Source organism: Protofrankia sp. Cj3 (assembly GCF_917627355.1).
Taxonomy (GTDB): Bacteria; Actinomycetota; Actinomycetes; order Frankiales; family Frankiaceae; genus Protofrankia.
The window spans coordinates 1,204-12,429 of record NZ_CAKJTR010000148.1; the positions used below are offsets into that span (position 1 = coordinate 1,204).

The window sequence follows — 11,226 nt, forward strand, 5'->3', positions numbered from 1 at the left end:
TCAACGCCTGGATGCGCGGGTGCTCAGAACACCGCGGTGCCATGCGTGGGGGACGACGCTCGCGCGTGGTGGCGCCGGGGTATGCGCCCGGCGCGGGCCGCGAGCCGTCCAGCGGTCACCGCGGCCGCCATGGCCGCCGCCATGAGGGCGGGGTCCTGCGCCCGGGTGACCGCGGAGGCGAGCAGCACGGCGTCACAGCCGAGTTCCATGGCAAGCGCGGCGTCGGAGGCGGTACCGATCCCGGCATCGAGGATGACGGGAACCTCGGCCTCGGCGACGATCAGCTCGATGTTGTGCCTGTTGCGGATTCCCAGTCCGGTGCCGATGGGCGCGCCCAGCGGCATCACCGCGGCGCAGCCGGCCCGCTGGAGCCGGCGGGCGAGCACCGGGTCGTCGTTGGTGTAGGGCAGGACGGTGAACCCGTCCGCGACCAGGAGCTCGGCCGCGTCGAGGAGTTCGACCGGATCCGGCAGCAGCGTGTGGTCGTCCGCGATCACCTCAAGTTTGATCCAGTCTGTTCCCAGCGCGTCCCGGGCGAGCCGGGCGGTCAGGACGGCCTCGTGGGCGGTGCGGCACCCGGCCGTGTTCGGCAGCACCCGGACGCCGCAGCCGGCGAGCATGTCCAGTACCGACCCGGGCGTCGCGGTATCCACCCGGCGCATGGACACCGTGCACATGGCTGTCCCCGAGGCCTGAATCGCCGCCGCCATGATGGCCAGGCTCGGTGCCCCGCCGGTCCCCATGATCAGCCGGGAATCGAATTCCGCACCGGCGATGGTGAAGGTGTCGTCGGCCACGTCAACCTCCCTGGGTCGCGGTGAGAATCTCCACATGCTGGCCGGCGCGCAGCTCCAGCTCCGCCCATCCGCCGCGGGGGGCGACAACGCCGTCGACCGCGGCGGCGGTCCCCCGGCCGACGCCCGCCAAACCCGCCATCAGCTGGTACAGGGTGGTGCCGGCCGGTAGCTGCATGAGTTTGCCGTTCACGGTGAGAGTCATCCGCCATCCTCCTCAGTGACTGTCGGGTCCCGCGTGGGCGCCCGGCGCCCGGCGCCCGGCGGCTCGGCGCCGACCGGGCCGGACCCGGGCGGGGCGGCCGTGGGGTCAAACCTGGCCGGCGTGAACGGCGCGACCTCGGCGGGCATGGCGCCGTCCGCGAGCAGGCCGGCGATGGCATCCGCGGTCACCGGCGTGAGCAGCACGCCGTTGCGGTAGTGGCCGACAGCCAGCACGAGGCCGGGCACCCGCGACGGGCCGATGAGCGGGGCGTTGTCGGGTGAGGCGGGCCGCAGGCTGGTGCTCACCTCCTCAAGCTCGGCTTCGCCCAGCCCCGGCACGAGGGCCTGGGCATCGCGCAGGAGCTCATACACAGCGCCGGCCCGCGGGCGCAGGTCGAATCCGGCCTCCTCGCTGCTGGCCCCGACCACGACCCGACCGTCGCCGCGCGGTACCAGGTACACCGGGCAGCCACGCACCGAGCCCCGCAACACGCAGGTAAGCAGGGGCGGCCCGACGGTCCGCAGCCGTAGGGTCTGCCCCTTGACCGGCCGGACCGCGGGGAGAGCCGCCAGCGGCAGCCCACCGATCTGGGCCGACCACGCCCCACAGGCCAGCACGACCACCGGCGCGGTCAGCTCGGTGCCGTCGGCGAGCCGCAACCCGGCGGCCCGGCCAGCGCGCAGCAGCAGTTCCCGCGCGGCCACCCGGAGCATGGTCGCGCCTGCCCGCTCGCATGCCCGCAGCAACGCGTGGTGCAGGCGCCTGTTGTCGACCTGATGGTCGCCCGGCACCGCCAGCGCACCCACCAGCCCGCTCGCGGACGCCGGGATCCGGGCGCGCAACTGGTGCCTGGTCAGCAGTTCGGTCTCCAGCCCCAGCGACCGTGCGAAGCCGTGGATGTCACGCAGGCCGGCCATGTCCGCGGCGTCCCAGGCGGCTACCAGCGTCCCGCACCGCAGGTAGCCGATTTCGCAACCACTGCTGCGTTCCAGCTCGTCGACGAAGGCGGGGTAACGCAGCGCGGAAGCGGTGTTCAGCTCCAGCAGCGGCCGCTCGCCGTAGTGCAGCTCGCTGACAGGAGCCAGCATGCCCGCGGCCGCCCCGCTCGCGCCCGACCCCGGCGCCGGATCGACGATGGTCACCGACAGGCCACGCAGCTGGGCGCGCCACGCGACCCCGAGCCCGATCACGCCCGCGCCGGCCACGATGACGTCCGCGCCGGACGCCGATGACTGTGATCCCCGGGCGTTGGCGCCAGCTGCCAGCATGAGCCTCCTTCTCCCGCGCCGCCATCGGTGCCGCCAACGGTGTCATCGTCAGCCGACACCGCCGGAGGCTCCGCATGCAAGTTTCGCCGGTCGTGGGGCCACGGGCGCGCGATCGTGGCCCCACGAACAGGCTCTGAGCATGTGCGGCTGCCGGGTCGGCCCCGCGTTGGGCGCCTGGTGTGGGAAGGTGTCCGGCATGATGTACCTGCCGGTCCCTGACCGGTCGGCGGCGATGTCCGCCGTGATGTCGATGGTGAGGCCAGCCCCGTGGTGAGCGGCGCCGGGAGAATCCCGCCGGAGCGGGTCGTCCGGGCCGTCGCCGGTCTCGGCGTCACCGCCGCCGTGACCTACGCGGCGCCGTCGGTGGCCACTCTGCGCCACCTACGCATGCGGGTGCTGCCGGTCCTCGCGGGGGTCGGTGCGCCCGACCACGTGGCGTTGACCTTTGACGACGGCCCGGACCCGGCGTCCACGCCGCTGTTCCTCGAGGTGCTCGCCGAGCTGGACATCCGGGCGACGTTCTTCGTCCTCGGGACGATGCTGGAGCGGGCGCCCGGCCTTGCCCAGCGGATGGCGGACGCCGGCCACGAGCTCGCGGTCCACGCCTGGGATCACCGGCCGATGCTGCTGCGCGGGCCACAGTCCACCTACCGGCAGCTCAGGCGTACCCGGGATCTGATCACAGCCGTCACCGGTCGGGAACCGCGGTTTGCCCGGCCACCGCACGGCATCCTGTCGGCCGGTTTTCTTGTTGCCGCCAGCAGGCTGCGGCTCGTGCCGGTGTTATGGACCGCCTGGGGCCGGGACTGGACCTCGACGGCCACGCCGCTGAGCGTCCTGGCCACTCTCGCGCCCGAGCTGCGCGGTGGTGGCACCATCCTCCTGCACGATTCCGATTGCACGTCCGCGCCACAGGCGTGGCGCAGCGCCCTCGGCGCCCTGCCAGAACTCGCCGCCCGTTGCCATGAGCTGGGACTTCGCGTCGGTCCTCTCGCCGAGCACGGCATCGGTCCCCAGCTCTGCACGGTACCCGGCCCGGCCCGCGCCGGCTGGGCGGGCCGGGCCGGGTACCGTCTGGTTCAGGCCTCGGGGTACAGGGAGTAGCTCGGGAAGTTGCCGTACAGGCGTTCCCGCGGGTCCGTCCCGACGGTGACCGCGTGGACGAGGTGGTCGCCGCCGACGAAGGCGCCCTTCCAGGAGGCGCCCCGGCCGCCGAACGGCTCGGCCCGGTCGCCGCGCGACCGCGGCTTGTTGATGCCCACCTTGAAGGCATGGATCTCACTGCTCAGCCGGCGGGCGAGCACCTCGTCGTCGCAGGCCAGCGATGCCACCAGCGCTCCGTTGGAGGCGTTCATCGCGGCCAGCAGCTCGGCTTCGGAGTCGACCACCACGATCGTGTCCACCGGGCCGAACGGCTCGGCATGGTGCAGCGCGCAGGACGGCGGGGGAGCGAGGAGCGCCACCGGAGGCACGTAGGCGGTGGTGTCCTGCCCGGGAACGAAGGCACCGTCGGCGACGCTGCCCCGGTACAGCGGAACCCCGCCCTTGGCGATCGCCTCGTTGATCTTGCCAGCGAGTTCGACGGCCTTCTCCGCGGTGATGACGGGCCCGTAGTCGAGTTCTGGCAGGGCATCGTCGTCGTGCGCGACGGCCAGCGGATGGCCGAACCGCACCGAGGACACCACGGGCAGGTAGGCGGCGAGGAACTGATCGAAGAGCTGGCGCTGGACGACATAGCGGGGATAGGCGGTGCATCGTTGCTTGCCGTATTCGAACCCCTTCTTCAGGTGCGCGGCCAGCAGGTCCCACTGGGAGAACTCCCAGATGCCCCAGGCGTTGAGGCCCTCCTGCTCGAGGAAGTGCCGTTTGCCCGTGTCGACCAGCGCGGCCGCGACCTGGCCGCCGGTGGAGCGCCCGCCGACGAAGGCCAGGCAGCCGATCTCCGGTGCCCGGACCAGCGCGCCGGACAGCCTGGAGCCGGACCCGGAGACCAGGGCCACCGGCAGGCCTTCGCGCCGCGCCAGGGCGCAGGCGAGGGTGAGGCAGGCGGCGCCACCGTCCGTCGGGGTCTTCGCGATCGCCGCGTTGCCGGCGAGAACCTGGACCAGCATCGCGTGCATGAGTACGCTCATCGGGTAGTTCCAGCTGGCGATGTTGCTGACGGGCCCGGGCAGGGGGCCGCGGCCGGCCAGCATCGGGCCGATTTCCTCGATATACCAGCGGACACCGTCGATCGCCCGGTCGACGTCCGTGCGCGCCAGCCGCCACGGCTTGCCGATCTCCCAGACCAGCAGCAGGGCGAGCAGATCACGGTTGTCGTCCATGGCGTCCAGCGCGGCACGCACCCGCATCTTGCGTTCGGCCAGCGGTACGTCGCGCCATCGCTTGTGGTCGTCCAGGGTCGCGCGGATGGCCTCCCGGGCCTCGTCCGGTTCGATCATGGGTGGTCCGGTGATGGGTGATCCGTCGACCGGTGTGACGCTGCTCAGGGGCTCGCCGGTCCGGCGCCACTGGCCGCCCCACAGGTTGTGAAGCCGGTCGTCGGCGAACGCCTCAGGGGCGGCCCGGGTGCACCGGGCGTAGGCGTCCGACCATGCGGTGCCGGGTTTGAGAGACAGGCGGGGCTTGCTGGGAGAGGGTGTGACCATGGGGCCAGGTTGCCTGTGATCGGCCCCAGACGCCACTAGGGATGCCGTGTTTCCTGGACGGTGACGAGCGTATCCGGTGATTGCGGCGCTGGCCGGCGAAACGGGCGGTATTCGGCCTCGGCCGGGCTTGACGGTGTTTGTGTTGATGATGTTTGTGCTGTTCGGCCGAGCACGGCGAATGTTACTTAGAGTAGTCATATGATCTCCGCGGGGGTGTGGGGCCGCGGGGATGGATCCCGTGCGGGCCGCCCGGCGGGGCGGGCGATACGTCCGGTTCGGGGTTGATGAATCACCACGTTCGCGGGTATGGTCACGGTGTGTCGCTGGCGGTGCGATGGCCTGCCAGCGCGTACCATTCCGATATGTCGGAAGCGGTGTTCGTGCACGACTCGATCAGCGCCGACGAGAAGACCCGGCTCTACGTAGGACCGCCATCACATAGAGTGGGCACATGCGTCGATCGCATCTCGTTGGTCCGGTGGCGGCCTGTTGTCGAACCTTCCGTGACTGCTAGCTCCGGTCTCTGATGGTCAGTGTTCTGACGCCTGTGGCGCCTCGGCCCGAACCCATCCGGGTCCTCGTTGTTGACGATCATGAGCTGTTCCTACAGGGACTGGAGACTGTTCTTGATCTTGAAGAGGACATCACCGTCGTCGGTCGTGCCGCCGACGGCCGGCAGGCTGTCGCGATCGCCACCGGAACCACCCCGGACATCGTCTTGATGGACGTCCGGATGCCGCACCGAGACGGCATCGACGCGGCGGGCGCCATCAAGCGGGAGGTGCCGACGGCGAAGATTGTGATGTTGACGGTCAGCGACGACGAATCCGACCTGTTCGAAGCGATCAAGGCTGGCGCGGTGGGTTACCTGCTCAAGTCGATCCCGCCGCACGAGGTCGCGGGCGCGGTGCGTGCCGTGCACAACGGCCTGAGCCTGATCAGCCCTTCGATGGCGTCGAAGCTGATGGTCGAGTTCGCCACGCTGGCGCGGGGATCGGATGACCGGCCAAGCCGGGTACCCGCTCCGCACCTCACCGCCCGTGAGCTGGAGGTTCTCAAGCTGGTCGCCGAGGGGCGCGCGAACCGTGAAATCGCCCGGAAGCTGTTCATCAGCGAGAACACGGTGAAGAACCATGTCCGTAACATTCTGGACAAACTACAGCTCCACTCACGCATGGAAGCGGTCATGTATGCCGTCCGCCAGGGCTTGTTCGAGATCGACTAAGAGCGCCCGGCAATAGGGACGCGACACCGCGTCCCCTCTTGCTGGTCGCTCTAAGTGGTCGGCGCTGGAAGTCCTTCGGGGGCTGTCGGATGCCAGGTGGATGCGTCGCGAGGCGGCCCAGGCCCCGGTAGCGGTGTGCTACCTGGGCTGACGACAACGACGCGAGGCGCTGCCTGGCGCCGGCAGACCCTGGACGTTCGATCAGGCAGCGGCGTCCGGGTGGATGGATCGCGATGTGAAGGGCTTTGAAGGGCACTGCGTCAGCGCACGTTGCGCGGGTCGGCGGATCTTGTCAGAGTGTCGGTTGTCACGGCCGTCCGTCACCACCCGCATCGAGTCCTGCCGGGTCCCACCACATCGATTTTCGAGAGGGTCATGCCGAGTCCTGACATACCCAGTCATAGTCCGACGCCTGCCCCGGACCGAGCCGACCTGGGCAGGCCGCAATGACACAATGGCTTCTCATCCTGCTCAGCGTTGTTCTGGTCGGGGCCTGTGGCGTCTTCGTCGCGGCCGAGTTCGCGCTCGTCACGGTTGATCGCTCCGCCGTGGCCCGCGCGGCCGAAGCGGGCGACAAGCGGTCGGCGGGCGTCCTGTCCGCGCTCGCGAGCCTTTCCACCCAGCTCTCCGGAGCGCAGGTGGGTATCACCATCACCAACCTGGCGATCGGCTTCCTCGCCGAACCGGCGATCGCGCGCATCCTGGACGGGCCGTTGGAATCCGTCGGCGTACCCGCGGGAGCGGCGCGGGGCGTCAGCGTGACGGCTGCCCTGGTGCTCGCCACGACCATAACGATGATTTATGGCGAGCTGGTTCCGAAGAATCTGGCGGTTGCCCGCCCGCTGCCGACCGCTCGCGCGCTACAGGGGTTCCAACGGGGCTTCAGCCGGGTGGCCGGCTACCCGATCCGTCTGCTCAACGGCACCGCCAACGGCCTGCTGCGTCGGCTGGGCTTTGAGCCCCAGGAGGAACTCGCCTCCGCCCGATCCGCACAGGAGCTGTTCGCACTGGTAGGCCGATCCGCGGAAAAGGGCACGCTCGCGCCGGAGACCGCGACGCTGCTCCAGCGATCCCTGGCGTTCGGGCACAAGCAGGCCGCGGACGTCCTGACTCCCCGGGTCCGGATGTGTACGGTCCAGGTGGACGACCCGGTCCGCGAGGTCATCGCGATGGCCCGCCGGACCGGGCACTCCCGCTTTCCCGTGGTCGGCCAGGGCCTGGACGACGTTGTCGGTCTCGTCCACGTCAAACACGCCGTCTCGGTCGGTGAGGACGACCGGGAGAGGGTCACCGTCGGCGAGATCATGATTGATCATCTGGTGGTGCCGTCCACGATCGAGCTCGACCCGCTGCTGGAGACGCTGCGCCGGGGCGGGCTGCAGCTGGCGGTCGTCATCGACGAGTTCGGCGGTACGGATGGCCTGGTCACCATCGAGGATCTGATCGAGGAGCTTGTCGGCGACGTGGTGGATGAGCATGATCGGATCGCTGCGCGCGCGCAGCGGCGGAAGGACGGGACGTGGCTGCTGTCTGGCCTGCTCCGGGTGGATGAGGCTGCGCAGACCGTTGGCATCCGGCTGCCGCTGGACGACGCCTACCAGACCCTCGGGGGCCTGATCGCGGACCGGCTCGGCCGGTTGCCCGTCGCCGGTGACGTCGTCGATGTCGACGGTGTCAGCCTCGCTGTCCACCTCATGGACGGCCGCCGGGTGGACCGCGTCCACCTGGTACTTCCCCGCACACCCCGGGACCGGCGCAGCCCGGACGTGATGGGCGCGGTGCGGTGAGCGTCCTTGTCGCGCTCTGTCTCGCCGCTGTCCTGCTGCTGGCCAACGCGTTCTTCGTGGGGGCCGAGTTCGCGTTGATCTCGGCCCGCCGGAGCGCCGTCGAACCGATGGCGCAGAGCGGATCGGCCCGTGCCCGCAGCACGCTGCGGGCGATGGAGGAGGCGTCGTTGATGCTGGCCGGCGCGCAGCTCGGCATCACGATCTGCACCCTCGGGCTGGGGTCGCTCGGCGAACCCGCGGTCGCCGCGCTGTTGGAGGGGCCGTTCGCGGCGGTCGGGCTGCCCGACGCGTCCTGGCACCTGGCCGCGTTCGTCGCCGCCATGGTCATTGTGGTGTTCCTGCACGTCGTGATCGGCGAAATGGTTCCCAAGAACATCGCCCTGGCTGGGCCCGACCGAAGCGCGCTGCTGCTCGTCCCACCGCTCGCCGGTGTCGTCCGCTGCCTGCGGCCGGCGATCGTCGGGCTGAACATGATCGCCAACCTCAGCCTGCGGATGCTGCGGGTGACGCCGCGGGCGGAGGTCGCCAGCGCCTTCACCCGCGACGAGGTCGCCGGCTTCGTCGAGGAGTCCCGGCGTGAGGGACTGCTCGACGAAGACCAGCACGGTCTGCTGTCAGGGGCGCTCTACCTCGATGAGCGCAGCGCGCGCAGCGTGCTGCTCCCCGTCGATCGGCTGGAGACGGTTCCGCTCGGGGTGACCCCGCGCGATGTCGAAGCGGTGGCCGCGCGGACCGGTTTCTCTCGTTTCCCGGTCCGTGACCCAGCCGGGACGCTCGCCGGCTACCTGCATCTCAAGGACGTTCTGGAAACCAGCCCGGGAAAGCGGTCGGCGCCGGTTCCGGCGAAGTGGGTCCGCCCGCTCGCCCGGGTTGGCGCGGACGACAGGCTGCGGACGGTGCTCGCGACGATGCAGCACAGCGGAGCGCACCTGGCCCGGGTCACCGACCGGGACGGAACGATTCTCGGGGTCGTCGCGCTGGAGGACGTCCTGGAAGAGCTTGTCGGCGAAATTCGGGACGAGGAGCGGCCGACTCACAGAATATGATCATTTGGAGTGCCGATGGTGGATCTTTTGGCAAAAAAGATTGTGCACGATGCAATCGTGTACTCTCCGAATGTGGCTGTACGGCAGCCGCGGCCATCAGATCGCCACAACGGAGGTACCCACCATGGCAACCACTCGCACCGCGCGCACGGCCTGGGAAGGCAGCCTGATCGAGGGGGGCGGGACCGTCACCTTCGCCTCGTCCCAGATCGGCGACTTCCCTGTTTCGTGGCCCGCGCGCGCCGAGGCGCCGGGCGGCGTCACCAGCCCGGAGGAGCTCATCGCGGCCGCTCACTCATCCTGCTTCTCCATGGCGCTCTCACACGCCCTGACCGGGGCGGGGAATCCGCCGCGCCGGCTGGAGACCCAGGCGGACGTGACCTTCCAGCCGGGTACCGGTATCACCGGTATCCACATCACCGTCCGCGGTGACGTGCCTGGGATGGATGACTCCGGCTTCGTCAAGGCGGCGGAGGAGGCCAAGGCGAACTGTCCGGTGAGCCAGGCGCTGGCCGGGGTTCCCATCACCCTTGCCGCCGGCCTGCTCTGACCGTGGCTGACAGCCTCCTGGCGTGTCCGTGCGCGCCAGGAGGCAACATGATCGATGGGCGAGTGGGTGCCCACCCGCTGGCAGGATGGGAATATGGGCCATGACCAGCCAGGACATCGACATGGTCGGCCACACCGAGGACGGGCGGCGGGACTCCTCGCTGCGTCTGGACGACCAGTTGTGCTTCGCCCTGTACGCGGCGTCGCGCGCCATGACGGGTGTTTACCGGCCACTGCTTGACCAGCTTGGTCTGACCTATCCGCAGTACCTGGTCATGCTCGTGCTTTGGGAGCATGAGGCGAGCCCTGTCAAGGAGCTGTGCGCCGCGCTGCAGCTGGACTACGGCACGCTCTCGCCACTGCTCAAGCGGCTCGAGTCAACCGGCCTCCTGCGGCGCGAGCGGCGGGTTGACGACGAGCGCTCTGTCCAGATCACCCTTACCGAGGAAGGCGCCGCGCTGCGGGAGCGAGCCCGGAGCGTGCCATCCGCCATCGAGCGTGCTATGGGCCTTTCCCGCGACGAGTTCGTTGCTCTGCGTTCCGCGTTGCGCAGGCTCACCGCGGTGCTGACGGCCACTGCGGAGTTACGATGAAGGTCTCGCGCGGCTGCTCTGGGTTATGGCAGACCCTTACGTGGGGTGAGTGACGGGACTTGAACCCGCGACACCCGGGACCACAACCCGGTGCTCTACCAGCTGAGCTACACCCACCACGTACCGAAGACATGCCCCGCCCACACGCAGCGGTTGCCTGCGCACGAGCGGTCGACCGGCACAACATCTCCGGACCTGGCTCATAGTACCGGTCAATCCCTCCTTCTGGCCACGAGGATTCCGGTGTCCCGGCCATGACGCTGCCGGGGCTGCCAGCGGCACCTCGGCAGCGCTCAGACCACGGTCGGCGGGGATGCCTCCCCGCTGGTCGCCGTGGTGACGGAAGCGTCGTCGGGGTGGCTGGCAACCCGGATCTCCCGGGCCACCGCCCGGGCGGATTCGCTGCTGGGACCCGGTTGTGGCACAAAGATGGCTTTCCGGTAGTAGCGCAGTTCGTCGATGCTTTCCCGGATGTCGGCGAGGGCACGGTGACCGCCGCGCTTGGGCGGTGCCGCGTAGTAGGCCCTGGGGTACCAGCGCCGGGCGAGTTCCTTCACCGTCGACACGTCGACCATCCGGTAGTGCAGATAACTGTCGAGGGCCGGCATGTACCGTGCGAGAAAGCCGCGATCAGTGGCGATCGAGTTACCGCACAGGGGAGCTTTGCCCGGGTCCTGAACCTGACGCTGGACGTAGTCCAGTACCTGCCGTTCGGCTTCGGCCAGGGTCAGCGTTGACACACGTACCGCGTCGGTCAGGCCCGAGGCGGTGTGCATCTCCTGGACCACGGCCTCCATCCCGGCAAGCGCGGCCTCCGGCGCGGACATGACCACGTCCACGCCGTCACCAATGATATTGAGTTCACTGTCGGTGACCAAGCATGCGACCTCCAGCAGAAGATCGGAGGCGGCGTTGAGCCCGGTCATCTCACAGTCGATCCAGACAAGGCGATCCATATCTGGTTGACCTTAGGGTCTCCTGGCCGGGACGTCACGCGGGGGCCAGCCGTTCGGTGCCGCCGCTGGACATTCGCCCGTGCCCGCCAGCGAGGCGCCCGCCGACGCTTGGCGGTACGGTCATCGGCGCCAGCGGGGCTTTCGGCTGTTGCCGG

General features: G+C 69.7%; 11 protein-coding genes and 1 tRNA gene. 6 read left to right on the plus strand and 6 right to left on the minus strand.

Annotation, left to right across the window (positions count from 1 at the left end):
• Positions 1-23: 23 nt before the first annotated feature.
• The 3 genes from MJ783_RS17660 to thiO are packed head-to-tail and all read right to left on the minus strand — an operon-like array spanning position 24 to position 2,267.
• Entirely contained in the window at positions 24-797 is a 774-nt protein-coding gene (locus MJ783_RS17660; RefSeq protein WP_255724424.1) for a thiazole synthase, read from the minus strand.
• A 1-nt stretch (position 798) separates the two neighbouring features.
• The gene (gene thiS / locus MJ783_RS17665; protein WP_239311690.1) at positions 799-999 is read right to left on the minus strand and encodes a sulfur carrier protein ThiS; all 201 of its coding nucleotides are present in this window, start codon (positions 997-999) and stop codon (positions 799-801) included.
• The gene (thiO, locus tag MJ783_RS17670) at positions 996-2,267 is read right to left on the minus strand and encodes a glycine oxidase ThiO (protein WP_239311693.1); all 1,272 of its coding nucleotides are present in this window, start codon (positions 2,265-2,267) and stop codon (positions 996-998) included. Before thiO ends, thiS begins: the two co-directional genes overlap by 4 nt.
• A gap of 270 nt (positions 2,268-2,537) precedes the next feature.
• On the opposite strand from thiO, the gene MJ783_RS17675 reads away from it, so the two are divergent.
• Entirely contained in the window at positions 2,538-3,371 is an 834-nt protein-coding gene (locus MJ783_RS17675) for a polysaccharide deacetylase family protein (protein ID WP_370651674.1), read from the plus strand.
• Here MJ783_RS17675 and MJ783_RS17680 read toward each other — a convergent pair.
• The gene (locus MJ783_RS17680) at positions 3,347-4,915 is read right to left on the minus strand and encodes an aldehyde dehydrogenase family protein (protein ID WP_239311695.1); all 1,569 of its coding nucleotides are present in this window, start codon (positions 4,913-4,915) and stop codon (positions 3,347-3,349) included. The two genes, MJ783_RS17675 and MJ783_RS17680, sit on opposite strands and share 25 nt — an antisense overlap.
• Positions 4,916-5,441: 526 nt before the next feature.
• Here MJ783_RS17680 and MJ783_RS17685 point away from each other — a divergent pair.
• The 5 genes from MJ783_RS17685 (at position 5,442) to MJ783_RS17705 (ending at position 10,115) form a co-directional block, all read left to right on the plus strand.
• Entirely contained in the window at positions 5,442-6,140 is a 699-nt protein-coding gene (locus MJ783_RS17685) for a response regulator transcription factor (RefSeq protein WP_239311697.1), read from the plus strand.
• 446 nt (positions 6,141-6,586) lie between these two features.
• Positions 6,587-7,927, plus strand: a complete 1,341-nt coding sequence (locus tag MJ783_RS17690; RefSeq protein WP_239311699.1) for a hemolysin family protein — start codon at positions 6,587-6,589, stop codon at positions 7,925-7,927.
• Positions 7,924-8,973 carry a hemolysin family protein gene (locus MJ783_RS17695; RefSeq protein WP_239311701.1) on the plus strand — a complete coding sequence of 350 codons (1,050 nt, stop codon included), beginning with the start codon at positions 7,924-7,926 and terminating at the stop codon, positions 8,971-8,973. Before MJ783_RS17690 ends, MJ783_RS17695 begins: the two co-directional genes overlap by 4 nt.
• A 124-nt stretch (positions 8,974-9,097) precedes the next feature.
• A complete protein-coding gene (locus tag MJ783_RS17700; RefSeq protein WP_239311703.1) occupies positions 9,098-9,523 on the plus strand; it encodes an OsmC family protein in 426 nt (141 codons plus the stop codon).
• Between the two features lie 100 nt (positions 9,524-9,623).
• Positions 9,624-10,115, plus strand: coding sequence for a MarR family winged helix-turn-helix transcriptional regulator (locus MJ783_RS17705; RefSeq protein ID WP_305039420.1), 492 nt, complete (start codon positions 9,624-9,626; stop codon positions 10,113-10,115).
• Positions 10,116-10,156: 41 nt separating this feature from the next.
• Here the strand turns inward: MJ783_RS17705 and MJ783_RS17710 are convergent.
• Together MJ783_RS17710 and orn are read right to left on the minus strand one after the other, a co-directional pair.
• Positions 10,157-10,232: transfer RNA gene (locus tag MJ783_RS17710), tRNA-His, on the minus strand.
• Between the two features lie 176 nt (positions 10,233-10,408).
• Entirely contained in the window at positions 10,409-11,071 is a 663-nt protein-coding gene (gene orn / locus MJ783_RS17715; protein ID WP_239311705.1) for an oligoribonuclease, read from the minus strand.
• Positions 11,072-11,226: the final 155 nt, after the last annotated feature.